The organism is Citrobacter sp. Cf136, assembly GCF_030333815.1.
GTDB classification, from domain to species: Bacteria; Pseudomonadota; Gammaproteobacteria; order Enterobacterales; family Enterobacteriaceae; genus Citrobacter; species Citrobacter freundii.
On the sequence record NZ_JAOWFE010000037.1, the window covers coordinates 667028 to 693808 of the forward strand.

Here is a 26781-nt window from a genome sequence, read left to right on the forward strand (position 1 = left end):
TATTTCAGGTTTTCTCATGGCACTTACGGCTGCGTTAAAAGCGCAAATTGCCGCCTGGTATAAGGCGCTTCAGGAACAGATCCCCGACTTTATCCCTCGTGCACCGCAGCGGCAGATGATTGCTGACGTCGCGAAAACGCTGGCAGGTGAAGAAGGGCGGCATCTGGCGATTGAAGCGCCGACCGGGGTGGGGAAAACTCTGTCGTATCTGATTCCCGGTATTGCCATCGCGCGTGAAGAGCAAAAAACGCTGGTGGTCAGCACCGCCAACGTCGCTTTGCAGGATCAGATCTACAGCAAAGATTTACCGCTGCTGCGCAAAATTATCCCTGACCTGCGTTTTACCGCCGCGTTTGGTCGCGGACGCTATGTCTGCCCGCGTAACTTAGCGGCGCTGGCCAGTACTGAACCCAATCAGCAGGATCTGCTGGCTTTTCTCGACGATGACCTAACGCCCAACAACCAGGAAGAACAAAAGCGCTGCGCCAGGTTAAAAGGCGATCTCGACAGCTACAAGTGGGACGGGCTGCGCGATCACACCGATATCGCCATTGACGACGGACTCTGGCAGCGTCTGAGCACCGATAAAGCTAGCTGTCTGAATCGCAACTGTCACTATTATCGTGAATGCCCTTTTTTTGTCGCCCGCCGGGAGATTCAGGAAGCTGAAGTGGTGGTGGCTAATCATGCGCTGGTGATGGCGGCGATGGAAAGCGAAGCCGTTTTGCCGGAGCCGAAAAACCTGTTGCTGGTACTAGATGAAGGCCACCATTTGCCGGATGTCGCGCGCGATGCGCTGGAGATGAGCGCGGAAATCAGCGCACCCTGGTATCGGCTCCAGTTGGATCTGTTTTGCAAATTAGTGGCGACCTGTCTGGAACAGTTTCGCCCGAAAACCACGCCGCCGCTGGCGAATGCCGAGCGTCTGAACGGTCACTGTGAAGAGCTGTATGAACTGATTTCATCGCTCAATAACATTCTTAATCTGTATATGCCTGCTACTCAGGAGGCGGAACACCGCTTTGCGATGGGCGAACTGCCTGCAGAAGTGATGGAGATTTGTCAGCGTCTGGCAAAGCTTACGGAAATGCTACGCGGGCTGGCGGAACTGTTCCTCAACGATCTCAGCGAAAAAACCGGCACTCACGATATTGTGCGTCTGCATCGGGTTATTTTGCAGATGAACCGGGCGCTGGGCATGTTTGAGGCGCAAAGCAAACTGTGGCGGCTGGCATCGCTCGCGCAGTCGTCAGGCGCGCCGGTGAGTAAATGGGCGACGCGCGAGGTGCGTGACGGGCAGATCCACGTCTGGTTCCACTGCGTGGGGATCCGTGTGAGCGATCAGCTCGAACGACTGCTGTGGCGTAGCGTCCCGCATATTATTGTCACTTCCGCAACGCTGCGCTCGCTCAACAGCTTCTCGCGTTTGCAGGAGATGAGTGGTCTGAAGGAAAAAGCAGGGGATCGGTTTGTCGCGCTGGATTCACCGTTTAATCACGTTGAACAGGGCAAAATCGTCATTCCGCAGATGCGCTACGAACCGTTAATTGATAACGAAGAGCAACATATCGCGGAAATGGCCGCCTATTTCCGCGAACAGCTGGAAAGTAAAAAGCATCAGGGGATGCTGGTACTCTTTGCCAGCGGTCGGGCGATGCAGCGTTTTCTTGAGCATGTTACCGATCTGCGCCTGCTGTTGTTGGTGCAGGGCGATCAGCCGCGCTATCGTCTGGTAGAGTTGCACCGCAAACGGGTGACCAACGGCGAGCGCAGCGTGCTGGTTGGGCTGCAATCTTTCGCTGAAGGTCTGGACTTGAAAGGCGACCTGCTGACCCAGGTGCATATTCACAAAATTGCTTTTCCACCGATCGACAGCCCGGTGGTGATCACCGAGGGCGAGTGGTTGAAAAGCCTGAACCGCTACCCCTTCGAGGTGCAGAGCCTGCCCGCGGCGTCGTTCAATTTGATCCAGCAGGTTGGGCGACTCATCCGTAGCCATGGCTGCTGGGGAGAAGTGGTTATTTATGACAAACGTTTATTGACCAAAAACTATGGCAAGCGTTTACTGAACGCGTTACCCATATTTCCGATAGAGCAACCTGCTGTGCCAGACGTTATAGTAAAACCAAAAGAAAAAGCGAAACCCACGCGCCGCCGTCGGCGTTAACGATGCGAGCAACAGGCAAGGAGTTATCGATGGATTACCGCAAAATCATTAAAGAGATTGGGCGAGGAAAAAATCACGCGCGTGACCTGGACAAGGATATTGCTCGCGGACTGTATACCCATATGATGAACGGCGACGTACCTGACCTTGAGATGGGCGGGGTGCTGATTGCGCTACGTATTAAAGGCGAAGGCGAAGCGGAGATGCTGGGCTTTTACGAAGCGATGCAAAACCACACCATTCGCCTGACTCCGCCAGTAGCCAAACCCATGCCGATTGTCATTCCCAGCTACAATGGTGCACGCAAGCAGGCGAATTTGACGCCGCTGCTGGCGATTTTACTGCATAAGCTCGGTTTCCCGGTAGTCGTGCACGGTGTCAGTGAGGATCCAACCCGCGTGCTGACAGAAACCATTTTTGAACTGATGGGGATTACGCCAACGCTGCATGCCGGGCAGGCGCAGGCAAAGCTGGATGGTCATCAGCCGGTGTTTATCCCGGTGAGCGCGTTGTGCCCTCCGCTGGAGAAACAGCTGGCGATGCGCTGGCGCATGGGCGTGCGTAACAGTGCGCACACACTGGCTAAATTAGCCACGCCGTTTGCTGAAGATGCGGCGCTGCGTCTTTCCAGCGTGTCCCACCCGGAATACGTCTCGCGTGTGGCGAAGTTCTTCGGCGATATCGGTGGGCGCGGCCTGTTGATGCATGGTACCGAGGGCGAAGTGTATGCCAACCCGCAGCGCTGCCCGCAGATAAGCCTGATAGATTCATCCGGCGTGCGAGTGTTACAGGACCGACAGAGCGAGATGCCTGACGAGCCAGTACCGCTGCCGGTGGCAAAAGATCCGGAAACCACCGCGCGCTGGATTGAGCGTTGTCTGGCTGGCAGTGAGCCGGTCCCGGCATCGTTGAAAATTCAGATGGCCTGCTGCCTGGTGGCAACTGGTGAATCCGCCTCGCTTGCCGAAGGACTTGCCCGCGTCGAGCAAAGTTTCTGATTCATTTGTTATCCCGACGGGCCTTTTACCTGGTCTGTCGGTTTTCTCTTTTCGGCAACGTGAAATTTCTGCACGTTTATTGACCTCCTGAGCGCCGTGGCGCAGCATAGTTTGTTGAAAAATAAGAAACACAACAAACACGCGACACAACAGGAGATAACAATGAACAGTGGACATCGCTTCCATGTGCCAACGCTGCACGCTTTTATCCAGGCCGTTTTTCATCAGATGGGAAGCAATGATCAGGAGGCGCGGCTGGTGGCCGATCATCTGATAGCCTCTAACCTCGCCGGTCACGACTCCCACGGCATCGGTATGATCCCAAGCTATATTCGTTCATTCTCGCTGGGGCATCTACAAATCAACCGTCATGCCAAAGTGGTAAAAGATGCAGGGGCGGTGATTACGCTTGATGGCGATTGTGCCTTTGGTCAGGTGGCGGCTCACGAAGCCATCACGCTGGGGATTGAAAAAGCTCGCCAGCACGGTATCGCCGCCGTGGCATTACATAATTCGCATCATATCGGACGTATTGGCTACTGGGCGGAGCAATGCGCGGCGGCAGGTTTTGTCTCAGTGCATTTTGTGAGTGTGGTCGGGATCCCGATGGTTGCACCGTTTCATGGCCGCGATAGTCGTTTTGGCACTAACCCCTTCTGCGTTGTTTTTCCGCGTAAAAATACCTTCCCGCTATTGCTCGACTATGCAACCAGTGCCATCGCGTTTGGCAAAACCCGTGTGGCATGGCATAAGGGCGAGCCGGTAGCTCCTGGATGTCTGATTGATGTGGAGGGGATGCCTACAACCGATCCTGCGGTAATGCAGGTTTCTCCGCTGGGATCGTTGCTAACCTTTGCCGAGCACAAGGGGTATGCGCTGGCGGCGATGTGCGAAATTATGGGTGGTGCGCTTTCAGGGGGTAAAACCACACATGAAGAGAGCCTGCAGACCAGCCCGGACGCCATCATCAACTGTATGACCACTATTATTATGAATCCGGAACTGTTCGGCGCGCCGGACTGCGACAACCAGGTCGCAGCATTTGCTGAGTGGGTGAAAGCGTCCCCGCATGCTGAAGATGCCCCGATCCTGTTGCCAGGTGAGTGGGAAGTGAATACTCGCGAGGAACGGCTGGAACACGGTATTCCGCTGGATGCAGGAAGCTGGCAGGCGATTTGCGAGGCGGCGCTGCAAATAGGCATGCCGGACGCCGTATTGCAGGAATTCCGTCAACGACTTGAACACTAAGCAAAAAAAAAGCCCGTCCAGTGGCGGACGGGCAAACAAAGGGTAACAAACAGGGTCAATGAGGGTTGGAGCATTGGGTCGTACAGGTAATCTTTCGGTTATTTATAGATAACCGCGGTGCCGCTCATTTTGTCTTTACCGACAGCGGAAGTGATGCTGTAACCAGTTGCGCCAGCAGCAGCCGCTTTCTCAGCCAGTTTGGCTTCCAGGCCATCCAGTGTGGTGGCGCCATCAGCAGAAACTACACCAATTTTATTCATGCTTTGTGCCTGAGTGGAGGAAACCGGCTCGGCAGCGAAAACGCCAAATGACAGGGTAGACAGGGCGATGGCAGCAACAGCAAATTTGATATTTTTCATGATTAATCTCTCGCAGGGTTGTTCTGTTAGTAGTCAGTGTTCTTTAAGAAGACGTTGTTTCGTCGATGTGATAAGTATCACGTTTTTTTTGGTGAGAGAAAATCGAATAGAATTGACGACATCAATCAAAAAAATTGAATGACAAATAACTTATTGAATATTAATAAATTCAGGCGAGGGATTTACAGTTCTTGTCATTGCGCTTTACAGAGAAACCAACAACGGCACATTTTGCCACACAGAGTGCGAAAAAGCGTGCTCGTAAAGGAAATCGTATGCGCTGAAACTTTTGGTAAAGATGAGTCAACGTAGCTGGCTATCTTTCGAACCTCTGCGATTATATCCTGAAAATGCCGCGCTATGTGAATCTTTATCCTGTTGGCAAGTGATGCACAAGCGTACCCCAGGTACGGCCTCACGTCTGGCCTGAGGGATAGGATTGCCACATTCTTCGCATTCATACAGACTTTCCCCCGTCGGTAACTCACCGCGGGCACGGGCAACAGCATCTTCAATAGTATTGTTGATCTGTTCGTTTACAGCGTCGTCATTTGCCCATCCGGATGCCATGTGTACCTCCTGCAGATGTCTACAGACTAAGTATAGCGAAGATGATGGCTGAAAAACGACCATGCGCCAGCAGTATCAGATTTCAGACCATTCGCGCAGCAGGTTATGGTAGAGATTGAGTAATGACAGGATCTCGTTGCTCTCTCCATGATGAGCCTTCAGGGATTGAATGTTTTTATCCAGTTCAAAAAGCATGGCGCGATTTTTGTCGTCACGGATCATCGATTGTACCCACATAAAGGACGCCACACGAACGCCATGGGTTACTGGCGTGACGCAGTGCAGGCTGCTGGAAGGGTAAAGCACCAGATCGCCTGCCGGAAGCTTCACCGCATGCTGGCCGTAGGTGTCATTAACCAGCAGCTCTCCGCCTTCATAATCATCCGGATTACTCAGGAATAAGGTTGCGGAAAGGTCTGTGCGCATCCAGCCGTTCTCCGGATGGCTACGCACCGCGCCGTCAACGTGAAAACCGTAGGTCTCGTTGTCCTGGTAGCGATTAAACAGCGGCGTGGAGAGCGTTTTCGGTAGTGCCGCGGCGAAGAAAAGCGCGCTGTTATTTACCGCAGTCTGTACCGCCTGTTGTAAAACGTCGTAGCGTTCACTTTGCGTATTCACCTGCTGGTTGTTTTTAACCTGCGCCCCCTGAGCGCCGGTGGTTGCGCGGCCATCAACCCAGTCGGCAGCGTCCAGTTGTTCGCGAAACCAGGCTACATCCTGCGCCGACAGAACGCCGGGAATGTGGTACATCATCAGTGTTTCTCCTGAAAGTGGGGCTTTCGCCCCACGCGATGGATCAGAAATGCATATTGGCGGTGAGCAGGAAGGTTCTTGGCTCGCCTGGATGATAACGGTATCCACTCTTGTTTATGGAGGATACATAATCGGTGTCGAACAGGTTATAGACGTTTAGCTGGAAATCGAGATTGCGATTCACGCGATAGCCCAGTTTGGCGTCTGCGACCCAGTAACCTTCAGTGTAGGATGGCGTACCCACGGCGCCGTCCGAACCGCGATGCATACTGCCCACGTAGCGTGCGCCCGCGCCAACAGAAACATCGTCGGTTGCCTGATACTGGCTCCACAGCGTGAACGCATGTTCCGGTGTATACGGCAGGGATGAGGAGCCATCCTGAGCAACATTTTTACCGCTGTGGATGGTTGCGCGTTGCTGGGTGTAACCCCCAATAATCTGCCATGCGGGGGTGATGTTGCCTGCTACCGAGAGCTCGTAGCCTTCAACGCGTTTCTCCCCGTACTGGGACCAGGTTCCGTCGTCGTTCTGCTCAACCTCATTCTCAATATCCGTGCGGAAAATTGCGGCGGTTAACAGCAGGCGCTTATCCAGCACCTCCCATTTGGTGCCAATCTCGCTGGTTTTCGCTTTCTGCGGTTTGAAGTCGGTACGGTTTGCGCTGTTACCGCTTCCGCCCTGAGCAAGGGCAAAGTTGCTGCCGCCCGGCGGTTGCTGAGAAACGGCATAGTTAATGTAGACATTGCCGTTATCGGTCAGGTGATACAGCGCGCCCGCTTTCCAGTTCACCAGATTGCCTGATTTGGCAGTATCCACAGTGGTGACCGGGGAACCTTTGGCGACGCCTGTCGGACATGCCACTGCACCACGGCCAGAAGCGCCGCAAGCGGTGGCGCTGTCATATTCAGTGCGGTAATTGTCGAGGCGAATACCACCGTTCAGCTCAAACTCACGGGTAATTTGTAGCGTATCAAAAGCGTATACGCCAAAGGTATCGGTTTGCCCGTTAGCGTTGGCGCCGTTACGCGATAATCCGCCGATATTCACGTCGCTGTTGGGATGATAAATATTAACCGGCGGCGGGGTAATCGGGGCTACGCCATAGTTGGTTTGTGTTTCGCGCGTCAACTCCACGCCGGTGCTGATGTCGTGACCGATGGATCCCGTGTAAAACTTTGAGGTCAGGTTGGTCTGGTTGGTCAGGATTTTGTTACTGACATCTTTGGTATTTGCCAGGCGTGACCATGTCCAGGTGTCGACGCTGCTGGTGGGTTGCGTAATATTAGACGCACCGCCCATCACCGCCGTCATCAGATAATCCTGTTTAATGCGCGACCAGCGGGTGGTGTTGCGAATCGTTGTGCTGTCGCTCAGGTCATGTTCAAAACGCATCGTCGCGGTATCGGTCGTCGAATCGTCGTAATCCGAGTTGGTGCCGTAGAAGTTATGCGTATCAACTTTTCCTGAATGATTCAGTGCAGACGTCCCTGCGGAAGGCGCGGAGTAACCCGGCAGGCCGATGGTGGGAATGCCTCCATCCGGTGTGTTGTGTTGAGTAACGTGCAGATAGTTCAGATACAGTCGGTTCTCGGTGCCTAAGCCAAAAGCAAGTGAGGGGGCCACGCCGTAACGTTCATTCTTAACATTATCGCGACCGGCATCATGTGTTTTTTCACCCATCAGGTTTAAACGTGCGGCGGTGGTCTCGCCGATAACCTGGTTAATGTCCAGTGTACCACGGCGGAACCAGGCGCTACCGACGCTGGCCGACGCATCGATTCCTGAGTCGGTACGCGGCTGTTTGCTGATCATATTGATAGAGCCAGTCGGTGCGCTACGTCCATAGTCGGTACCGGAAGGACCTTTAATCACTTCGACCTGTTCGGTATTGAAGGTATCGCGCGTGACGCTGCCGATATCACGAACACCGTCGATATAAATACTGTTCGAAGTATCCGCGCCACGCATATAAACCGCATCACCGGTAGTGGAGTTGCCGTTTTCACCAGCGAAAAACGCGCCAACGCCCGGTACGTTTTTCAGCGCATCGGTCAAATTTGTTGCGCCTTGATCCTTAATCACCTGCTCAGAAATCACCGTCATGGTGCGGGTGGTATCCGCCACCGGGCGGGAGAATTTAGGGTCGGCAGACTGTGTTGGGGCGTACAGCGAAGGTTTGGCCGCTTCAACGACCAACGTATCTTCTTGTTTTTTATCCTGATCGCCTGCTGCGACAGCCTGGGCTACCGGAGACAGGCCAATGCACAGACCGGCAAAAAAAGTCAGTGAATGAAAACTACTGGACGGCAAGTTGCGATTTTTATCCATTTTAATTAATGACTTATTATTTTTTGAGTAGACGGTTTCACTCACGCGAAGGGACATCTCTGTGGATGTTGTACCCTGCAGGTCTCGCGAAAATGAATGTGTAATTGATAATGATTTTAATAATCATTTCTAATCAGTTCGACGTTTTAACATTCATTAATTCAAAAATAAATACATTTATTTACATTGGATTCAAAATGCCAACACATTGATTACAAATTGAGCTGCAATGAAGTGAACAGCGCGCACATAACTGCATTCGGGATGAATGCAGTTAGGCTAAGGAAGGGGAGTTATTTATAGATAGTTGCGGTGCCGTACATCTGATTTTTACCGCCAGCAGAATTAACGACAAAGCCTTTTGCTCCTTGCTCTTTCGCTTTCTCTGCCAGCTTGTCTTCAAGGTCGCTCAGGTTAGAGGCGCCGGTAGCGGATACTGTGCCGGAAGCTTGTAGCTGACCGGTAGCTGGGCTGGTGTATGGCTGTGCAGCAAAGGAGGCAAATGTCATGCCGGTAAGTACGGTAGCGGCAAGTAATGTGAGGCATTTCTTCATGGTGATATCCTCTGAAAAACAACAGGTGTGCCTGATAAGTTTAGGTCGTCAGCGGATGGCATTTACCGCAAAAAACTGGTGATGAACTGTCTGTTTTTCGAACAATCAGCAAAGCGTCAAACAGGCGTAAAAAATCAAATTTCCTTGTTGTGTGTGTTTACCGCGTGGCGTTATGCGGGTATCTTACGCCGCTGTTAAAAGGAGAATGCTATGTCCGCCCAGAAACCGGGATTACACCCACGCAACCGCCACAATGGCCGTTATGATCTTGCGACTTTATGCCAGATTACCCCAGAGCTGACGCAATTTCTCACCCTCACGCCCGGCGGGGAGCAGAGTGTTGATTTCGCCAATCCGCAGGCAGTAAAGGCGCTCAATAAAGCACTGCTGGCGCATTTTTATGCGGTGAAAAACTGGGATATTCCGGACGGTTTTCTGTGCCCGCCGGTGCCTGGTCGTGCTGACTACATTCACCACCTGGCCGACCTGTTGGGGGAAACCAGCGGAACCATTCCGGCAAATGCGAGCATCCTGGACATAGGCGTAGGGGCAAACTGTATTTATCCGCTGATCGGCGTGCATGAATACGGCTGGCGATTCACGGGCAGTGAGAGCAGTAGCGAAGCGTTTAACAGCGCTCAGGCGATCATAAACGGCAATCCGGGGTTAACCCGTGCTATTCGTCTGCGTCGTCAGAAAGATGCTTCGGCAATCTTCAACGGTATCATTCACAAAAATGAGCAGTATGAAGCCACATTGTGTAATCCGCCATTCCATGATTCTGCGGCCTCAGCCCGCGCAGGAAGCGAGCGTAAACGTCGTAATCTGGGGCAAGATAAAGATGATGCGCTGAACTTTGGCGGACAACAGCAGGAGCTGTGGTGTGAAGGCGGCGAAGTAGCGTTCATCAAAAAAATGATCGTCGAAAGCCAGGCTTTTGGCCGTCAGGTTATGTGGTTTACCACGCTGGTTTCTCGCGGCGAGAACTTGCCTCCGCTGTACCACGCATTAACGGATGCGGGCGCGGTGAAAGTGGTCAAGAAAGAGATGGCCCAGGGGCAAAAGCAGAGTCGCTTTATTGCCTGGACCTTTATGGATAACGATCAGCGTCGTCGTTTTATGGCGCGTAAACGCTAAAGCGTTGGCTCGGTTGGCGGCAGCGGTTCGCTTGCCGCAGACGTTGGGCCATTCCCTGGTGCAGGCAACACTTGATAGGTCTGTACCGGGGCGCGTATGTTGGCCAGATCGAAGTATTTCTTCACCTGGCTGTCGAGCGCAAAACGTACCGTCCACTGCTTCAGCGGCAAGGTGGTAAACGAGACCCGTAGTGTGAATGCCGTATTGGTTAATCCTACAATCCCGGCAAACGACGGCTCGCCAATAATCAGCCCGCGAATATCATCTTTTTCCATCACCGCAGCAACCGCATCTTTCAACGCCTGATTCGCTTTATCCGCATCCTCATGGCGGTCTACGTCGTAATTGGCGACGACCGATCCAATTCCCCGCACAAAGTTGGCGAAGGTCGTTATCGATGACCAGGGAATGATATGGTACGCCCCGGTGTCCTGACGCACGCCCACAGAACGGATGGACATCCGTTCAACCGTACCGGTGAGTGGGCCAATGGTCACCAGGTCGCCGGTGTTCATGCCATTTTCAAACTGAATAAAAATCCCGGTAATAATATCTTTTACCAGCGTTTGCGAGCCGAAAGAGATAGCCAGCCCCAGCGCCCCGGCCCCGGCCAGTAGGGGGGCGATATTGACGCCAATTTCCGACAACACAATCATGATGGTGATCGTGCTGATAATCACCGCCAGTGCGTTACGAAACAGTGTCAGCAGGGTGCGGGTACGCGCGCTGGGTAACGGGCGACCATGAATATCGGAAGCCAGACGATTTTCAATCAGGCTGGCAAGGATTGTCCAGCCGATGGCGGAGAAGAATAAAATCAGCGCGATACGGATCAGGATATCCACTGTTTTTTCTCCTGCGCCGTAATGCAGCCAGTTCCAGAAGTCGAACAGCCCCCAGGCATTCAGTAGCAGCATCACCGCAACGCACACCGTCAGGATCCTGGCTACGCTTAACGCTGTCGACAGCCAGCCATTCAGCCGCTTTTGTAGTTCCGGATAGCTGCGCTGGGTGTGTGGTGAAAGGGTAATAGTTTTGGCTATCCAGCGGGAAAACATGCCGGAAACAAAGGCGGCAATTCCAATGATTACCAGGCTGCGCAGCGTAGCGCCCATCATGAATTTCAGGCTGTTGCCCGGATCAAACAGCGAAAAGAAAAACAGCACAATGAAATAGGCGCTGGCCAGCCAATGCCATACCAACGCAAAAGCACGAATAAACAGACTGAAAAAAGCGAGGGATCTTTCCGCCAGATTCAGCAAATGCTGCGTTATCTCTTTCTTGTTTCTGAAAATCAGGTACAGCGCCCATAGCGTGATACATAACATGATGATGACGTTGGCCATCGCGCCGACCTGCACATTGACCTGATTCGAGATAATGGGTACGGCAACGATAAGCCCGTAGCCAATCAGGCTGCTCAATGAACTCAAACGGCGATTCCAGTAGCGTGCGCCAGCATCCTGAATGTTAAACGGGCGTAGCTCCGCCACCATTGGGCAAAATATCAGGCGCAAAATGGCCTTGAAGAATTCAATCAGGGCGAAGGCATTGAGAAACAGACTTTGCTGAAAGGCGATCGTGCGACTGCCAGCGTTCATTTTGTCGCTCAGTATCTGCCCGACAAATAATGTCAGCGCCAGCAGAAGCAAATCGATAACGAATGCGCCAACGATCATCGCCGGAAGCTGAAGCCAGTTGCTGCGTTCGCGGTTTTTGCGTCGTGCCCATTGTCCCATTTTGCGATACAACGGTAGCGCGCACAGACGAACCAGCCAGAAAAAACCGAACACTGACACTGCCAGCATTAAAAAATGCGTCAGAGCATTGGTGAACGTTTGCGGATTAAAGGTCTTATGCGGGGCATCGGTAATATTGCGATAAAGCTGGGCAAAGCGGCTGGAGAGCGCCTCACCGTAGTGGCGGGTGACGTCCGTGACGTTTTCCAGTACCGTTTTTTCTTCCGTTAACGTGGGCGGGACAATGGTCGGCACCGGCTCGGCAGGAGGGGCAGTGGCCACTTTGCGTAACTGGCCGATCAGCTCCTTCCGCGAGGTGTCATTTTCCAGCACATCGGCCAGTGCGCCGTAAGCCGCTTTTTTCTGTTCAATATCCGGCTCTTTCGCCGCTGTGGTTTGCGCGTTGGTTGATGTTGGCGTGGTGACGCCAGGAATTGTCACCGCCTGGGTCGGAAGACTCAACAGACAAACAATGATGAACAGGATCCCGCGCATGACTCCTCCCATGAGAAAATAAATACAAAAGGATAAGTATAGATGTCAGGGCGGGAGAGAATTGAAATGAGAGGATTCTGGTGAAAAACCTCCCTTCGGGCGAAGGGAGGCAGAACGATCAGGAAACGTGCTGCAAGAATTCCTGTAAGCGTTGGCTGGGCGGATTTTCAATCAGGGCCTGCGGATTACCGTCTTCGGCAATTCTTCCCTTATCAATGAAAATCAGGCGTGAAGCCACTTTTTCGGCAAAACCGATTTCGTGGGTCACAATCACCATGGTCATCCCTTCTTCCGCCAGATCCTGCATAACTTTCAGAACCTCATGACGCAGTTCCGGGTCCAGCGCAGAGGTTGGCTCATCAAACAGCATCATTTTCGGTTTCACCGCCAGCGCACGGGCAATAGCCACACGCTGTTGTTGACCGCCGGACAGCTCAGAAGGGTAGTGATGGGCGCGCTCGGCCAGACCCACTTTCGCCAGCAGTTCTTTCGCCAGTTTCTCGGCCTGTTCTTTATTCGCCCCGCGTACGCGCTGCGGCCCGAACATGACGTTTTCCAGCGCCGTCAGATGCGGGAACAGATAGAACTGCTGAAATACCATCCCGGCTTCCTGGCGGATTAACCGCTCGTCTACCTTCGGATCGTTCACTTTCAGACCGTCGACGATCAGATCGCCAGAGGTTATCTCTTCCAGTTTGTTAATGCAGCGTAGCAAGGTAGATTTACCGGATCCTGACGGCCCGATAATCACCACTACTTCACCCTGTTGAATGTTCAGGTCAATATTGTGCAGCACCTGGGTTGGACCAAAGTGCTTAGAAACGTTTTTAAATTCAATCACAGGATTTTCATCCTTCTTTCCAGACGACGCAGAATGAAGCTCAGCACCAGCGTTATGATCAGATAGAACACCGCAACGGCGCTCCAGATTTCCAGTGCGCGGAAGTTACCGGCAATGATTTCCTGGCCCTGACGGGTCAGTTCAGCGACGCCAATGACAATAAACAGCGAGGTATCTTTAATGCTGATGATCCACTGGTTGCCCAGCGGCGGCAGCATACGACGCAGCGCGAGAGGCAAAATAACGTGGCGAATAGTCTCTGTGCGTGAAAGTCCAAGGGCAAGTCCGGCTTCGCTGAATCCTTTATGGATTGAGAGCACCGCACCGCGGGTGATTTCCGCAATATAGGCACCGGAGTTGATCATGATGGTGACAACGGCGGCGCTAAAGGGGTCAATGCGTAAATCGTTAAATGCCATTGGTAGAGCGAAGTAAATAAACATTACTTGCACAACGATTGGCGTACCGCGAATGACTTCGATAAACACCAGCGCTACGTGGTTGGCGATCCAACCGCCGAAAGTGCGCGCAAACCCTGCTGCAAGTCCGATTATCAGACCGCCAGCCAGACCGAGGACCGAGATCCACAGGGTCATTTTGGCGCCTTCAATCAAAAGCGGGATGGCGGGCCAGATGGCACTCCAGTCAAACTGCATATGTCGTTCCTGTTACCGTGGTGTAAATATTCAAATGCCCGTTTTGCCGGATGTGCTGGGCTTATCCGGCTTACAGGTCTCAAAAATCCAGGCGTAGGCCCGGTAAGCATCACGCCACCGGGCAACGCTACCGGTTATTATTTAGGTTCAGTACCGAACCATTTTTTGTAGATTTCGTTGTAAGTACCGTTCTCTTTCAGCGTTTTCAGCGCGCCGTTCACTTTCTCACGCAGGTCGTCGCTGCCTTTCGGGAAGGCGATGCCGTACTGCTGGGCTTCCAGTGATTCGCCTACAGCTTTGAACTGACCATTGCTAGCTGTTTTGATGAAGTAAAGAATGTTTGGTGTGTCGTGCAGCACGGCGTCTGCGCGGTTGGTGCCCAGTTCCATATAGGCGTTATCGATGTTCGGGAACTGACGCAGGTCCTTGGTTTTGATATTCGCTTTCGCGTAATCAACGGAACCGGTGCCGCTCTTAACTGCAACGACTTTACCATCCAGATCTTTTACGCTTTTGACGTCGTTGTTATTTGCTTTCACCATCACTAATAGACCGCTTTTGTAGTAGCCATCGGAGAAGTCGATCGCTTTTTTACGCTCATCTGTGATGGTGATACCCGCCAGCGCCAGGTCGACGTTTTTGGTTTGCAGAGCCGGGATGATGCCGCTGAAATCCATTGGTTTCAGTTCATAATCCAGTTTCAATTCTTTGGCGACGGCAGCCCACAGATCCACATCAAAACCAACGTATTTGTCACCCTGTTTGAATTCAAACGGTACAAACGCGGTGTCGGTTGCGACAACCAGTTTCTTGTCTGCGGCATGGGAAGACACCGCAAAAGCCAGGGTAAGTGCAGCCAGTGAAACTTTTAATACAGACTTCATAGGATTTCCTTTTATATCCACGGGGCGATCCCCTGCGAGAACATATGGCTTAATGAAAGAATCGTGCCAATTTTGCAACTCATTGTTTTAACAAGAGGGTATCTCGTTTCTCTGCACAATAAGTAGGGCAAAGCGAGTAATTTGCACTGTTTTGGGGCACTCATTTGGTGCGAACCAGCCATGGTGCAAACGGTATGACTATTTAGCGTAAAAATTGTTGATAAAACAATCTTTCGTTAACGATTGTGTGAGGTGATTATTACAAATAATTTACTTTGGAGTGACGAACGATCAATGTTATGCACCATAGATGTGCAAAACCCCCGCCGGAGCGAGGGTTATATAGGTAATTCTTATGTCTGCTGTTACTCAATGTTGGCTTCGATAAACCACAGGAATTTATCGAGGTCGCGAGAAGCTGCGGTAAAGATATCTGCGGTATCTTCGTCTTTTGCTTCGCTAATAGCCTTACGTACGCTGTTTGCAACTACGGCATAACGTTCAGCCAGTTCTTTTAAGTGGTCCTGTACGCTATGGATATCCAGCGGGTAACTTTTCAGAGGCGTTTTGCTATTAATAACCTGAGTTGTGCCCAGTGCCACTCCGCCCAACTGTACGGCGCGTTCAGCCATCGTGTCGAGGTGATCGGTCAGGGCTGTACGGAAGCCATCCAGCATTTCATGTACCGCAATGAAGTTTGCGCCGCGCATGTTCCAGTGAGCCTGTTTGGTGATCAATGACAGGTCAATGAACTGGATTACTTGCTGATTCAGCAGTTCTACGGTCGCTTTCTTTTCGCTATCAGACACATCGTTGCGGGTATAAAGGAGAGCGGATGCTTTTGTTTTTACCAGTTTCGCGGTACTCATATTTTCATATCCTCTTGATATTTATGTCCCAACTCTTCAACGGAATTAAGTATAGCGCTAAATTTGGATTTTTTTTTCCGGTGTTGCCTATTACTTTAATAGCGAAGAAAGGATAAATATAAAATACCTAGTAAAATCAATGCATTGATTGTTGTGTTTCTTGCGTGGTGTTATTTTTATGTTAATTTTGAGATTAAATGAAATATGCGGATGAGAAAATTATATTTTTTAGAATTATTATCACGCAGATTTACAATTGGATATTCTGCATGATTATGCAAACCATGCAGAATATTACGTGGTTAATTCACGTCGACTTGTTTTATTTGTGGCTCTTTACGAATAGTGAGCGTAGAGCCCATTGATGCGACGATAATGGCACCCAGAGCGAGTGTCTGGATAAGCGTCAGCGTTTCACCGAGGAAGATCATTCCGGAAACCGCTGCCAGGGCAGGTTCCATACTCATCAATGTACCGAAAGTACGCGTCGGCAGGCGCGTCAACGCAATCATCTCCAGTGAATAGGGAAGTGCAGTAGAGAGGACTGCAATGGCCAGGCCTAACGGCAGAATGGACCAATGCCACAAGGCATCACCAGCCTGGATCGCGCCGATTGGCACAAATACCAGTGCTGCAATTAATGATCCTACTGCGACGGTTGCCGGACCGTGTTCCGCCCCGGCCCGCTGCCCGGTAAGAATATAGATAGCCCAGCAGGCACCAGCCCCCAGCGCTAGCGCAGCGCCGGTTAAATCGACGTGAGAAACGTCCTGACCTAATGGCAGCAGGAACCACAGTCCGAGTACAGCCAGTGCAACCCAAATGAAATCCACCGGGCGCCGGGATGAAAACAGCGCTACCGCCAGCGGGCCGGTAAATTCCAGCGCCACGGCAATTCCCAGTGGCACGGTCTGGATTGACAGATAGAAGAGATAGTTCATCCCGCCCAGAGACAGGCCATAAAACAGAAGGGGCAGGCGCTGTTCTTTGGCGAATCGCAAACGCCAGGGTTTAAAGAAGGCGATAAGGATGAGGGTGCCCAACGCAAGGCGCAACGCGGTGACGCCCGGCGCGCCGACGAGCGGGAACAGCGATTTCGCCAGAGATGCTCCGCTTTGAATGGAGGACATAGCAATTAGCAAAACCAAAATAGGCAACCAGACTGGCGCTTTACGTGACGACCCCGGCATCCTTTCTCCTGTCAAATTATGTCAATAGAAGTAAAACAGCGAGTGTAATGGAAATACACACATGTGGTTGAGTATTCGTTGAAAAAAAAATTGCTCAGTTCCGTACAATGGCATGAAAATGATGGATTAATAATCTGTGTGATTAGGAATAGTCTGGATGAATGTGCCATATTGTGCGCGCAATAATGGCATTTTACGTTAGAAAAGTGATGTTAATTGAAAGAGATAGCGGATTTCTGAAATGTTCTGTTACATGAAAGAACCCGTTAGACATCGCTAATCGCAAAGAGTTTCCCATCAATTTTTGGTATATTTAAAACTTAAGATTTACTTGAAGCACATTTGAGGTGGTTATGAAAAAAATTGCATGTCTTTCAGCACTGGCCGCTGTTCTGGCTTTCTCCGCAGGTACTGCTGTAGCTGCTACTTCTACCGTTACCGGTGGTTACGCTCAGAGCGATGCTCAGGGCGCAGCGAACAAAATGAACGGTTTCAACCTGAAGTATCGCTACGAGCAGGACAACAACCCGCTGGGTGTTATCGGTTCCTTCACTTACACTGAAAAAGATCGTACCGATGCTTCTGGCGACTACAACAAAACCCAGTACTACGGCATCACTGCTGGTCCGGCTTACCGTCTGAACGACTGGGCAAGCATCTACGGTGTAGTGGGTGTTGGTTACGGTAAATTCCAGAACGCAGCATCCCCGGCTGACAATCACACCACCAGCGACTACGGTTTCTCTTACGGTGCTGGTCTGCAGTTCAACCCGATCGAAAACGTTGCTCTGGACTTCTCCTACGAGCAGAGCCGTATTCGTAGCGTTGACGTTGGCACCTGGATCGCTGGCGTGGGTTACCGCTTCTAATCACTTCGGTGATATGAAAAATCCGCCTCTCGGGGCGGATTTTTTTTGCCTGCAATATGAGCTGTTAACGAGATTTGGTTTCGAAGATGTCGGTACCAAGGTGGTTGTAGTCCACCTTCTGCAGCTTAAAGTTGGTGATGTACACCGGCCCGGCTTTTTTCTCTGAGATAAAGCGGTAGCTGTTGGTGATTTCTTTTGCGCTGATCCCTGTCCACTGCGAGAAAAAGCTGAGGAAATCATTGGCGGATCGACGGGCCTTAATCACCCGATGCGCTTTATCATCACTCGAAAGCACCATGAAAGGTACCTGGAAATTCTGCTGGAACTGATCGTCATGCGCCAGGTACTGCACCTCTTTTCCCCGTTCTTTAAACGCGAGGCCATGATCGGAGAAATAGACCATCGAGAAGCTGGTACCGCTATTACGTAGCTGATCGTATAGCTGGCGCAGTAGGTCATCCGTTTGCGTCATGGTGTACAGGTAGCAAGACGTCTCTTTTGACTGGACGAAAGCCTCGTACTTACCCTGCGTACGGTCGCAGGCCTGCGGATGTGAGCCCATTAAATGCAGTACAATAAGCTGCGGCTGAGTGCGCTCGGTTGCCAGCACCTGAGCGGTCATCTTCAACAGCGCTTCGTCACGGGTATTTTTATCCGCTTCGAAGTCACCGTTCTTGAGGAACTGAACTTCATCAGCGCGTTTTGCAATGCTGGCGATGGCCGTGTCGTATTCACCAATTTGTCCCTGATTGGAAAACCACCATGTCTGGAAACCCGCGCGGTTGGCCAGAGTGACAAAGTTATCCTGGAACTGGGGCTTATTGTCGACCACCCGATTCAGCGTCAGGCCGAGTGACTTTTGCGTTGAACCGCTGGCAGCAATGTAATCCGCAAAGATGTAGCCGTTAACAGAGCTTGCAAACGGGGTGTTATCCCAGTGGCCGCCAAACGCGCCTAACGCATCGCGGCGGGCGCTTTCGCCGATCACCACGACGTAGGTGTGATACTTCGGCTTCACGGCGGTTACGGTCCAACTGTCTTTCACGCTCGACAGCTTCGCCATACGCTCTTGTTCGTCGAGCACTTCGTTGTTATTGACGATCACGTCCTTGGCAAAGCGGAATACCGGATAGCCAGTGTCTTTCAGCTTGAACACGCCGCCCCAGGCCAGGTTTTGTACCGGGGTAACAAAGAATGCGACAATGCTGAACAGCAAACAAACGCTGTCGAACTTGTTCCAGCCACGCTTTTGTTCATCTTTTTTACGACGTACGGCGATAACGCCGAGGGCGAAAATAAACACCCCAACCAGATAACTGTACCAGGGGAAGATGGTCAGGATTTCGGTGGACTCTTCCATATTGGTTGAGTGCAGCGCCAGCAAGGTATTGAAGTTCGGTGAGCCGTAAGCCTGGCCGAACGGAAAGTACATTGCCGCAATCAGCGAGCAAAGGCCAATCAGCACTTTCTGCGCGCGCGGCGCGCTGCGCCACATCAGCATTAATATACAGGTGAAAGCAACGCTATAGAGCAGGCTAAGCGGATAGCCCAGCGCAAGATTGATCAGCAGAGACTGTAAGAAATAGAGGCCAGTCCACGGACTAATCGCCCGGCTGCGAGCAATGATTGAATCTTTGAGGGTTAAATTCATATGCCACTGTTACAAAAACGCCATGTGCTTACCCTGGCGCTAAGGGTCATTGCCTGCCTGAGAGAGCGAGAAGAGGGATAGGGTCCGCATCCGCGAGCCGCAATATATGCAGGGCTGCGAAAAGATAGAGTGTGCGCAAGAGAAGGTCAACTACTACAAAGAAATTGTTTTGCGAGGAACGTGGCAAAACTGACAAAAAGAAGGGTTATTGAGATGAAAACCACCACCGTACCCGGATGACGGCAGGAAAATGAAGCGGCGTACCGCGACGCCGCATTATTTTTCTGAAGGTTTATCCTTCTCTGGTTTGCTGTTAATCATGTCACACAGCATAGAGATCAGCATCAACCGTACTTTAAAGGGAGAGTGGCTAAACACGCGTATACACCTCTTAAATTCATTCATGTAAACCTCCTGACTTCATGATCCCATCAATCCTTGAGGGATGTCTTTATTATATACAGATATAGCACAGGCTATATTATATAGCTATTGCTAAAACGTTAATTTTTTGTGCCCGCGCAACTCTGGTTTACAATGAGTGCTCTCTAATCAGATGCCGTTAACGCGTCACAGTAACGAGGAAGCAGAATGAGTCGTCGCGCAGGTACGCCAACAACAAAAAAAGTGACGCAATTGGTGAATGTCGAAGAACACGTTGAAGGGTTTCGTCAGGTTCGGGAGGCGCATCGCCGTGAGCTGATTGATGACTACGTAGAGCTGATTTCCGATCTCATTATTGAGGTAGGTGAAGCGCGCCAGGTGGATATGGCCGCACGGCTTGGGGTTTCCCAGCCGACGGTTGCTAAAATGCTAAAGCGTCTTGCTTCAGTCGGATTGATTGAAATGATCCCCTGGCGAGGCGTGTTTTTAACCGCAGAAGGTGAACGACTGGCTCAGGAAAGTCGGGAGCGTCATCAGATTGTGGAGAATTTCCTGTTGATGTTAGGTATCAGTCCGGAAATTGCCCGTCGCGACGCGGAGGGGATGGAACATCACGTCAGTAAGGAAACGCTGGAGGCTTTTAGCCGGTTTACGCAACAGCAAGGAACAGGCTCTGAATGAGTTTTCCTTTATTACGCGCCTTACAGCGCGATCGTTTTTTCCAGCTGTTAATCATCGTTGGGGTTGTACTGAGCCTGTTCACGCCATTTACACCCCGGTCGTGGCCGGGAGCGATTGACTGGCACACAATTATCACACTCAGTGGCCTGATGTTACTGACCAAAGGCGTGGAGCTAAGTGGTTACTTCGATGTGTTAGGGCGCAAGATGACCCGCCGTTTCAAAACAGAGCGCCAGCTGGCGATATTTATGGTGCTGGCGGCGGCGTTGTTGTCGACGTTTCTGACCAACGATGTTGCGCTGTTTATTGTTGTTCCGCTGACCATCACCCTGAAAAAATTGTGCGCTATTCCGGTGAATCGCCTGATTATCTTTGAGGCGCTGGCGGTTAACGCCGGATCGTTGCTCACGCCAATAGGCAATCCACAAAATATTCTGATGTGGGGACGCTCAGGCTTATCGTTTACCGCGTTTACCTGGCAAATGGCGCCGCTTGCGGGGGCCATGATGCTGACGCTGGTGGTGCTGTGCTGGTTCAGTTTCCCGAATAAAGCGTTGCATTATCATACCGGTACGCGCGCACCTGACTGGCAACCGCGTCTGGTGTGGGGCTGTCTGGTGTTGTATATCATCTTCCTTGCAGCACTGGAGTTAAAACAAGAGCTGTGGGGTCTGGCGATTGTGGCGGCAGGGTTCATGGTGCTGGCTCGCCGCGTGATCCTCAGCGTAGACTGGACGCTGCTGTTGGTGTTTATGGCGATGTTCATTGATGTGCACTTGCTGACGCAGCTTCCGGCCCTGCAGGGGATAACCCACCAGATTGGCGCGCTTTCAGCGCCGGGACTTTGGCTGACCGCCATTGGCCTGTCTCAGTTTATCAGTAATGTGCCCAGTACGATTTTGCTGCTGAACTACGTCCCGCCAACGCTGCTTCTGGCCTGGGCGGTCAATGTGGGCGGCTTTGGGCTGTTGCCAGGATCGCTGGCGAATCTCATTGCGTTACGGATGGCAAACGACCGCCGGATCTGGTGGCGTTTTCATTGGTATTCGGTACCGATGCTGATATGGGCGGCGCTGGTGGGTTATGGTTTGTTGCTGATGATGTAATTGATGTGGTGTGCCGGATGGCGGCTGGCGCCTAATCCGGCCTACAGTGTTGGTAGGCCCGATAAGCGTAGCGCCATCGGGCATGTATAGCTGATTAGTTCAGGCGAACCGGCATACCAGAACGGTTCTGTACTGCCTGCTCAACGACGGCCTGATCGACGTCAGGCTGACCGGTGATGCTGGTAATGCTCTTGGTCAGGGTAATCGGTACAATTTCCCCGCCTTCGAACTGTGCTTCAGTCGTAGACAGCGGGTTATGTACTTCGATGTAACGGCTACCGTCTGGTTCGGTAGTGGCTTTTACCGGCTCATCAATAAACTGTACACGGGTGCCGACCGGCACATTTTCAAACAAGAATTTGATGTCGTCGTTACGCAGACGTACGCAACCGTGGCTGACACGTAAGCCGACGCCGAAGTTAGCATTGGTACCGTGGATAGCATACAGTCGACCGATATACAGCGCGTACAGTCCCATCGGGTTATCCGGACCAGCCGGAACAACGGCTGGCAGCGGCTCGCCTGCAGCGCGGTATTCCGCATGCATTTTCGCCGTTGGCGTCCAGGTTGGGCCTGCTTTTTTACGTTCTACTTTGGTGGTCCAGTTGATTGGCGTGTCTTTGCCCAACTGGCCGATACCGATCGGCAGAACAATGACGGTGTTGGTGCCTTTCGGGTAGTAGTACAGACGCATTTCAGCGCTGTTGATAACAATACCTTCATGCACGGTATCCGGCAGGATTAACTGCTGAGGAATGTTCAGCACGGTGCCGCCTTTCGGCAGGAAGGTATCCACGCCCGGGTTGGCTTCCAGCATGTTAGACAGACCCATCTGATACTCTGCCGCAAAATACTCCAGCGGTTGGGTGTTGCCTTCAGGAATAGTAATGACCTGGTTTTGGCCAATCAAACGGCTACCATCGGTCGGCAGCGGGTACGTGACGGCTGAAGCGGTATTACAAAAACCAACTATTGCGAGTGCCGCCGCGAAAAGCGTTGTTAATTTCATATTCATATTCATGTATGCGAGATTCAGTGCCAGGCAGGCTAGTGGGTTGAGATTTATGTAGTGTTGGGCACGCATTATATGTGCAATCTGAGCAACAAGGAATTCGGATGTGTACTAAATCACATTTTTTTCCTTTTGGTTTCACTTTATCCCTTCCGCATGAAGACGCGATCTTCTTGCAGACTTATGGCATAATAAGCGGTTTGTCACATATTTCTTTCTCTTTCAGGATACGCCAGTGTTAGTTTCCAGCAACGTCACCATGCAGTTCGGCAGTAAGCCGCTGTTTGAAAATATTTCCGTCAAATTTGGCGGCGGCAACCGTTACGGCCTGATTGGCGCGAACGGTAGCGGTAAATCCACTTTTATGAAAATTCTCGGCGGCGACCTCGAACCGACGCTGGGTAACGTTTCCCTCGATCCTAACGAGCGCATCGGTAAGCTGCGTCAGGATCAATTCGCCTTTGAAGAATTCACCGTGCTTGACACCGTGATCATGGGTCACGCTGAACTGTGGGAAGTGAAGCAGGAGCGCGATCGCATTTACGCCCTGGCTGAGATGAGCGAAGAAGACGGCTATAAAGTTGCTGATCTCGAAGTTCAGTATGGCGAAATGGACGGCTACTCTGCGGAAGCGCGTGCGGGTGAACTGCTGCTGGGCGTAGGTATTCCGGTAGAACAGCATTACGGCCCGATGAGCGAAGTCGCGCCCGGCTGGAAGCTGCGTGTGCTTCTGGCGCAGGCGCTGTTCTCTAACCCGGACATTCTGCTGCTCGACGAACCAACGAACAACCTGGATATCGACACCATTCGCTGGCTGGAGCAGACGCTGAACGAGCGTGACAGCACCATGATCATCATTTCGCACGACCGTCACTTCCTGAACATGGTCTGTACGCACATGGCGGATCTGGACTATGGCGAACTGCGTGTTTATCCGGGTAACTACGACGAATACATGACGGCGGCAACGCAGGCGCGTGAACGTCTGCTGGCCGATAACGCCAAGAAGAAAGCACAGATTGCCGATCTGCAATCCTTCGTCAGCCGCTTTAGCGCCAACGCTTCTAAATCTCGACAGGCGACCTCTCGTGCGCGTCAGATTGATAAGATCAAGCTCGACGAAGTGAAAGCGTCCAGCCGTCAGAACCCGTTCATCCGCTTCGAACAGGATAAGAAACTGTTCCGTAACGCGCTGGAAGTGGAAGCGCTGGCGAAAGGTTTTGATGAAGGTCCGCTGTTTAAAAACTTCAACCTGCTGCTGGAAGTAGGGGAGAAGGTTGCCATCATTGGTGCCAACGGCGTGGGTAAATCCACCATGCTGAAAACGTTGGTTGGCGATTTGCAGCCGGACAACGGTACCGTTAAGTGGTCTGAAAACGCCCAGGTGGGTTACTACGCGCAGGATCATGAATACGAGTTTGAAAACGATCTGACCGTCTTCGAATGGATGAGCCAGTGGAAACAAGAGGGCGATGATGAGCAGGTTGTGCGCAGCTTCCTTGGCCGTCTGCTTTTCAGCCAGGACGATATCAAGAAACCTGCAAAAGTGCTCTCCGGTGGTGAAAAAGGACGCATGCTGTTTGGTAAGCTGATGATGCAGAAACCGAATATCCTGGTCATGGATGAACCGACCAACCACCTGGATATGGAATCTATCGAGTCGCTGAACATGGCGCTGGAAATGTATCAGGGCACGTTGATCTTTGTTTCTCACGACCGTGAGTTCGTCAGTTCCCTGGCGACCCGCGTGATTGAGATTACGCCGGAACGCGTGATCGACTTCACCGGCAACTACGAAGATTACCTGCGTAGTAAAGGTATTGACGGTTAATTCACCCGTCGTCTTTCGTGTTACAGGTGTGTTGGCTGCACCTGTTCACCCCGGTCACTTACTTATGTAAGCTCCCGGGGATTTACAGGCTGGTCGCCTTCCTGTAACGCGAAATACCTAGGGAAAATTGTGTAAGCTACATATTAAATAATCCCCAGCGCGCGTTTACCGTGGATATTCAAATCCTCCAGCGTGAAGCGTCCTTCCCAGTTAGTTTCATAATCCTCTCTCGGGAAATCACCCGGCGATGCGCCTTTTTCCAGCGCAGCTTTCACTTTGTGGGCGTAGGCCAGATTTTTTTCGCACATCGGGGCGGCAGGGATATACATAACGTTACCCCAGCCCTGCTGATTTTCTACAGGCGCGACGGAGTGAATCACATCGCAATGCCACCACACGGAGTCTCCGGCGTCCAGTTGTGGAATGCTGGTTAACGCTTCAATCAGCAACGGATGCCATTGCGCAGAAATCGGCAGGACTCTGCCGGGCGCTACGCCGCAAAGCTCATCTTCCGGCACATCGTCAAGCAATGGGCGTAACAGCACATACGCCATCGCTTCAGGAATCGGAACCACGTGCAACAATCCCTGACCTGGCAGCATATCGGACAACGCAGTCCAGCCCTGGAAGGTACGGAACACTGAACATTTGGTGGTGTTATCCACCGTGTACTCTTCTACTTCGGTGCGATGCGCAGCCTGCCATGGATCGTAATCTGCCAGCTTGCCATTGAAAACATGAGCAAATACCTGCTGATACGCAGGCAGCAGCCAGCGTTCCAGCGCGCCGGAATCCGTATGCGCTCCCAGCCCTTTGGAGGTGGTTCCCGGCGGACGGCGGCGTATACGGTCAGGGTAGATAACGCTGACATCCGGGTTAAACCATTGTTTACCTTCGCTTGAAAATGTCCAAAGACGATTGAGGAACGACTGGGCATTGGCCATTTCTTCACTTTGGCGGGCCTGCATCTGCGCCGGGGACCAGTAAATGGGGTAGATTTCAGGTCGCGATGCGCTCAGGGTGCCGAAGAAGTTATCGCCCGGCCCTTTGTAGACGTCATCAAAATGGTTGCGATCCAGGTAATCGAGCATCGACTGATCCCATGCCAGCGCCTGTTCGCGGGGGAAATGCCCTTTAATGACTGCGCATCCGCGACGCTTAATTTCTTCACGCTGCTCTGCACTCACGCGACCCGCTTTGATATCCGCATAGGACAACACAGGCCATACCGGGGAACCTTGCGCTTTGAGAGCGTTGATTTCCGCCACGCGGGTGGCAATGGCATCGCTCAGCTGATTGAAGATCAACTGAACATCCCCAAGCTGTGCCCGCAGTTGCTGTTTCATCTGACGGATTGCCGCTTTGTGATCGGCGGGCAACGTGTCGCTGGTAAAAGTAAAAGCCATAACCACCTCGCATTAACTTTCATTCGAAACTAAATCTGATTGCAAGTGATAATATAAGTTAAAAATTGGTTAATGCAAGTTTAAAAACCTGCTGGTGTGAGCAAAATAGAAAAAGAGTGAAAACCGGGATGAGGGATACCCCGGTTGGCAGGATCAGACGTTAAAAGGTGAAGTGTTATCCAGCACTGCCTGAATTACGTTCAGCGCGCCTTGATGGTTATTGTCATCGGTCTGATAGCGGGCAATCGCTTTGATGCTCTCTGCCGCATTGGCCATGGCGAAAGAGTAGTGCGCCATCTTCAGCATTTCCGCGTCATTGCCACTGTCGCCAATGGCGACCACGTTTTGCGGTGACAGGTTCCAGCGTTTTAGCAGACGGCTGATTCCGTTGGCTTTATGTAAGCCTGGAATGATCAGGTCGATAAACCCAAAGCCGCTGGTGACGGGCTTCATAATGCCGTCGAGAGCAGAATGAAGGTGATCGATAACTAATGGGATCTGTTGGTCTGGTAAATTCAGCGAGAACTTGAACAGCACATCGTCGATATCCTGATAATCCTTGACGGGTTTCAGGCGGTGGTAGTGTTTTGACATCAAACCGACAAAGGACTCTGGGGCATTTTCGCTCACGTAGGCGCTTTGCAGTCCACAGGCCACAAAGTTGAGCTGCTTATCTTTGAGCAGTTCGCCAATGACAATGCGTGATTCGTGGCGCGTAAGTTCGCCGTGAAACAGCTGTTTGCCATGTTCAAACACCAGCGCCCCGTTCTCGGCGACAAAAGAGATCTCATCTTTGAGCTGCGGGAAAAAGGAGATCAACTGGTAATACTGGTTGCCGCTTGCCACGACAAATTCAATATCTCGTTTCTTCAGTTCCTGATACTGCGCCATAAAGCGTGCACGATCGTATTGCTTGGCGTCGTCGAGAAAAGTTCCGTCCATGTCTGTGACGATAACTTTGATGGTCATATATGCTCCTGGCTCATAACTGCGACCAGAAACATTTTAATAACAATGTGAGCTAAAGCACAAATTTAATTTCGAATGAAAGT

Annotated in this window: 24 protein-coding genes; 8 read left to right on the top strand and 16 right to left on the bottom strand. The window is 51.7% G+C overall.

Annotation, left to right across the window (positions count from 1 at the left end; genetic code table 11):
- Positions 1-16: 16 nt before the first annotated feature.
- From dinG to OGV98_RS16980, 3 genes are all read left to right on the top strand, one after another.
- Positions 17-2167, top strand: coding sequence for an ATP-dependent DNA helicase DinG (gene dinG / locus OGV98_RS16970; RefSeq protein ID WP_003035224.1), 2151 nt, complete (start codon positions 17-19; stop codon positions 2165-2167).
- A gap of 29 nt (positions 2168-2196) precedes the next feature.
- Positions 2197-3165, top strand: a complete 969-nt coding sequence (gene ybiB, locus OGV98_RS16975; RefSeq protein WP_210943535.1) for a DNA-binding protein YbiB — start codon at positions 2197-2199, stop codon at positions 3163-3165.
- A 162-nt stretch (positions 3166-3327) separates the two neighbouring features.
- Entirely contained in the window at positions 3328-4413 is a 1086-nt protein-coding gene (locus tag OGV98_RS16980) for a malate/lactate/ureidoglycolate dehydrogenase (RefSeq protein WP_003845417.1), read from the top strand.
- Between the two features lie 98 nt (positions 4414-4511).
- On the opposite strand, the gene ybiJ is transcribed toward OGV98_RS16980, so the two are convergent.
- The 5 genes from ybiJ to mcbA all read right to left on the bottom strand — a co-directional run bounded on the left by ybiJ (position 4512) and on the right by mcbA (position 8978).
- On the bottom strand, positions 4512-4772 hold the full coding sequence (ybiJ, locus tag OGV98_RS16985; protein ID WP_003035231.1) for a DUF1471 family protein YbiJ: 261 nt from the start codon (positions 4770-4772) through the stop codon (positions 4512-4514).
- A gap of 303 nt (positions 4773-5075) precedes the next feature.
- Positions 5076-5342 carry a DksA/TraR family C4-type zinc finger protein gene (locus tag OGV98_RS16990; protein WP_003035233.1) on the bottom strand — a complete coding sequence of 89 codons (267 nt, stop codon included), beginning with the start codon at positions 5340-5342 and terminating at the stop codon, positions 5076-5078.
- Positions 5343-5417: 75 nt separating this feature from the next.
- Positions 5418-6095, bottom strand: a complete 678-nt coding sequence (gene ybiX / locus OGV98_RS16995) for a PKHD-type hydroxylase YbiX (RefSeq protein WP_149911559.1) — start codon at positions 6093-6095, stop codon at positions 5418-5420.
- Between the two features lie 43 nt (positions 6096-6138).
- On the bottom strand, positions 6139-8424 hold the full coding sequence (locus OGV98_RS17000; protein ID WP_088903361.1) for a catecholate siderophore receptor Fiu: 2286 nt from the start codon (positions 8422-8424) through the stop codon (positions 6139-6141).
- Positions 8425-8717: 293 nt separating this feature from the next.
- Entirely contained in the window at positions 8718-8978 is a 261-nt protein-coding gene (gene mcbA, locus OGV98_RS17005; protein ID WP_003035239.1) for a DUF1471 family periplasmic protein McbA, read from the bottom strand.
- Between the two features lie 210 nt (positions 8979-9188).
- Between mcbA and rlmF the strand changes: the two genes are divergently transcribed.
- Positions 9189-10115, top strand: coding sequence for a 23S rRNA (adenine(1618)-N(6))-methyltransferase RlmF (rlmF, locus tag OGV98_RS17010; RefSeq protein WP_003845423.1), 927 nt, complete (start codon positions 9189-9191; stop codon positions 10113-10115).
- Here the strand turns inward: rlmF and ybiO are convergent.
- From ybiO to rhtA, 6 genes are all read right to left on the bottom strand, one after another.
- Complete coding sequence (gene ybiO / locus OGV98_RS17015; RefSeq protein ID WP_138828342.1) at positions 10112-12349, bottom strand: mechanosensitive channel protein; 2238 nt, start codon at positions 12347-12349, stop codon at positions 10112-10114. The two genes, rlmF and ybiO, sit on opposite strands and share 4 nt — an antisense overlap.
- A 118-nt stretch (positions 12350-12467) precedes the next feature.
- Positions 12468-13190, bottom strand: a complete 723-nt coding sequence (gene glnQ / locus OGV98_RS17020; protein ID WP_003035246.1) for a glutamine ABC transporter ATP-binding protein GlnQ — start codon at positions 13188-13190, stop codon at positions 12468-12470.
- A complete protein-coding gene (glnP, locus tag OGV98_RS17025; protein WP_003035248.1) occupies positions 13187-13846 on the bottom strand; it encodes a glutamine ABC transporter permease GlnP in 660 nt (219 codons plus the stop codon). Before glnP ends, glnQ begins: the two co-directional genes overlap by 4 nt.
- Before the next feature lie 137 nt (positions 13847-13983).
- Positions 13984-14730 carry a glutamine ABC transporter substrate-binding protein GlnH gene (gene glnH / locus OGV98_RS17030; RefSeq protein WP_286551733.1) on the bottom strand — a complete coding sequence of 249 codons (747 nt, stop codon included), beginning with the start codon at positions 14728-14730 and terminating at the stop codon, positions 13984-13986.
- Between the two features lie 365 nt (positions 14731-15095).
- Positions 15096-15599, bottom strand: a complete 504-nt coding sequence (gene dps / locus OGV98_RS17035) for a DNA starvation/stationary phase protection protein Dps (RefSeq protein WP_003035253.1) — start codon at positions 15597-15599, stop codon at positions 15096-15098.
- 302 nt (positions 15600-15901) lie between these two features.
- The gene (rhtA, locus tag OGV98_RS17040; RefSeq protein ID WP_003035255.1) at positions 15902-16789 is read right to left on the bottom strand and encodes a threonine/homoserine exporter RhtA; all 888 of its coding nucleotides are present in this window, start codon (positions 16787-16789) and stop codon (positions 15902-15904) included.
- A 353-nt stretch (positions 16790-17142) separates the two neighbouring features.
- Here rhtA and ompX point away from each other — a divergent pair, with 353 nt between their 5' ends.
- On the top strand, positions 17143-17658 hold the full coding sequence (gene ompX, locus OGV98_RS17045; protein ID WP_003035257.1) for an outer membrane protein OmpX: 516 nt from the start codon (positions 17143-17145) through the stop codon (positions 17656-17658).
- Positions 17659-17722: 64 nt separating this feature from the next.
- Here ompX and OGV98_RS17050 read toward each other — a convergent pair whose 3' ends face one another.
- Complete coding sequence (locus OGV98_RS17050; protein ID WP_121571553.1) at positions 17723-19309, bottom strand: phosphoethanolamine transferase; 1587 nt, start codon at positions 19307-19309, stop codon at positions 17723-17725.
- Positions 19310-19585: 276 nt separating this feature from the next.
- Positions 19586-19714 (bottom strand): manganase accumulation protein MntS, encoded by a 129-nt coding sequence (gene mntS / locus OGV98_RS17055; RefSeq protein ID WP_003035262.1) that lies wholly within the window; start codon positions 19712-19714, stop codon positions 19586-19588.
- Between the two features lie 186 nt (positions 19715-19900).
- Here mntS and mntR point away from each other — a divergent pair, with 186 nt between their 5' ends.
- Together mntR and OGV98_RS17065 are read left to right on the top strand one after the other, a co-directional pair.
- Positions 19901-20374: a manganese-binding transcriptional regulator MntR gene (mntR, locus tag OGV98_RS17060; RefSeq protein ID WP_003035264.1), complete on the top strand. Its 474-nt coding sequence runs from the start codon at positions 19901-19903 to the stop codon at positions 20372-20374.
- Positions 20371-21480, top strand: a complete 1110-nt coding sequence (locus OGV98_RS17065) for an anion transporter (protein ID WP_048241350.1) — start codon at positions 20371-20373, stop codon at positions 21478-21480. Before mntR ends, OGV98_RS17065 begins: the two co-directional genes overlap by 4 nt.
- Positions 21481-21574: 94 nt before the next feature.
- Here OGV98_RS17065 and ldtB read toward each other — a convergent pair whose 3' ends face one another.
- Positions 21575-22495, bottom strand: a complete 921-nt coding sequence (gene ldtB, locus OGV98_RS17070) for a L,D-transpeptidase (protein ID WP_003845438.1) — start codon at positions 22493-22495, stop codon at positions 21575-21577.
- A 232-nt stretch (positions 22496-22727) separates the two neighbouring features.
- Here ldtB and OGV98_RS17075 point away from each other — a divergent pair, with 232 nt between their 5' ends.
- Positions 22728-24323, top strand: coding sequence for an ABC-F family ATPase (locus OGV98_RS17075; protein ID WP_003035269.1), 1596 nt, complete (start codon positions 22728-22730; stop codon positions 24321-24323).
- Between the two features lie 143 nt (positions 24324-24466).
- Here OGV98_RS17075 and OGV98_RS17080 read toward each other — a convergent pair whose 3' ends face one another.
- Together OGV98_RS17080 and OGV98_RS17085 are read right to left on the bottom strand one after the other, a co-directional pair.
- On the bottom strand, positions 24467-25729 hold the full coding sequence (locus OGV98_RS17080; RefSeq protein ID WP_048998119.1) for a DUF1479 domain-containing protein: 1263 nt from the start codon (positions 25727-25729) through the stop codon (positions 24467-24469).
- A 153-nt stretch (positions 25730-25882) separates the two neighbouring features.
- Positions 25883-26698: a Cof-type HAD-IIB family hydrolase gene (locus OGV98_RS17085; RefSeq protein WP_003836989.1), complete on the bottom strand. Its 816-nt coding sequence runs from the start codon at positions 26696-26698 to the stop codon at positions 25883-25885.
- Between the last annotated feature and the right edge of the window lie 83 nt (positions 26699-26781).

Excerpts from the sequence above, each read along its gene's own strand:
- dinG (WP_003035224.1), top strand. The coding sequence starts at position 17 with ATGGCACTTACGGCTGCGTTAAAAGCGCAAATTGCCGCCTGGTATAAG.
- ybiB (WP_210943535.1), top strand. The coding sequence starts at position 2,197 with ATGGATTACCGCAAAATCATTAAAGAGATTGGGCGAGGAAAAAATCAC.
- OGV98_RS16980 (WP_003845417.1), top strand. The coding sequence starts at position 3,328 with ATGAACAGTGGACATCGCTTCCATGTGCCAACGCTGCACGCTTTTATC.
- ybiJ (WP_003035231.1), bottom strand. The coding sequence starts at position 4,772 with ATGAAAAATATCAAATTTGCTGTTGCTGCCATCGCCCTGTCTACCCTG.
- OGV98_RS16990 (WP_003035233.1), bottom strand. The coding sequence starts at position 5,342 with ATGGCATCCGGATGGGCAAATGACGACGCTGTAAACGAACAGATCAAC.
- ybiX (WP_149911559.1), bottom strand. The coding sequence starts at position 6,095 with ATGATGTACCACATTCCCGGCGTTCTGTCGGCGCAGGATGTAGCCTGG.
- OGV98_RS17000 (WP_088903361.1), bottom strand. The coding sequence starts at position 8,424 with ATGGATAAAAATCGCAACTTGCCGTCCAGTAGTTTTCATTCACTGACT.
- mcbA (WP_003035239.1), bottom strand. The coding sequence starts at position 8,978 with ATGAAGAAATGCCTCACATTACTTGCCGCTACCGTACTTACCGGCATG.
- rlmF (WP_003845423.1), top strand. The coding sequence starts at position 9,189 with ATGTCCGCCCAGAAACCGGGATTACACCCACGCAACCGCCACAATGGC.
- ybiO (WP_138828342.1), bottom strand. The coding sequence starts at position 12,349 with ATGCGCGGGATCCTGTTCATCATTGTTTGTCTGTTGAGTCTTCCGACC.
- glnP (WP_003035248.1), bottom strand. The coding sequence starts at position 13,846 with ATGCAGTTTGACTGGAGTGCCATCTGGCCCGCCATCCCGCTTTTGATT.
- glnH (WP_286551733.1), bottom strand. The coding sequence starts at position 14,730 with ATGAAGTCTGTATTAAAAGTTTCACTGGCTGCACTTACCCTGGCTTTT.
- dps (WP_003035253.1), bottom strand. The coding sequence starts at position 15,599 with ATGAGTACCGCGAAACTGGTAAAAACAAAAGCATCCGCTCTCCTTTAT.
- rhtA (WP_003035255.1), bottom strand. The coding sequence starts at position 16,789 with ATGCCGGGGTCGTCACGTAAAGCGCCAGTCTGGTTGCCTATTTTGGTT.
- ompX (WP_003035257.1), top strand. The coding sequence starts at position 17,143 with ATGAAAAAAATTGCATGTCTTTCAGCACTGGCCGCTGTTCTGGCTTTC.
- OGV98_RS17050 (WP_121571553.1), bottom strand. The coding sequence starts at position 19,309 with ATGAATTTAACCCTCAAAGATTCAATCATTGCTCGCAGCCGGGCGATT.
- mntS (WP_003035262.1), bottom strand. The coding sequence starts at position 19,714 with ATGAATGAATTTAAGAGGTGTATACGCGTGTTTAGCCACTCTCCCTTT.
- mntR (WP_003035264.1), top strand. The coding sequence starts at position 19,901 with ATGAGTCGTCGCGCAGGTACGCCAACAACAAAAAAAGTGACGCAATTG.
- OGV98_RS17065 (WP_048241350.1), top strand. The coding sequence starts at position 20,371 with ATGAGTTTTCCTTTATTACGCGCCTTACAGCGCGATCGTTTTTTCCAG.
- ldtB (WP_003845438.1), bottom strand. The coding sequence starts at position 22,495 with ATGAATATGAAATTAACAACGCTTTTCGCGGCGGCACTCGCAATAGTT.
- OGV98_RS17080 (WP_048998119.1), bottom strand. The coding sequence starts at position 25,729 with ATGGCTTTTACTTTTACCAGCGACACGTTGCCCGCCGATCACAAAGCG.
- OGV98_RS17085 (WP_003836989.1), bottom strand. The coding sequence starts at position 26,698 with ATGACCATCAAAGTTATCGTCACAGACATGGACGGAACTTTTCTCGAC.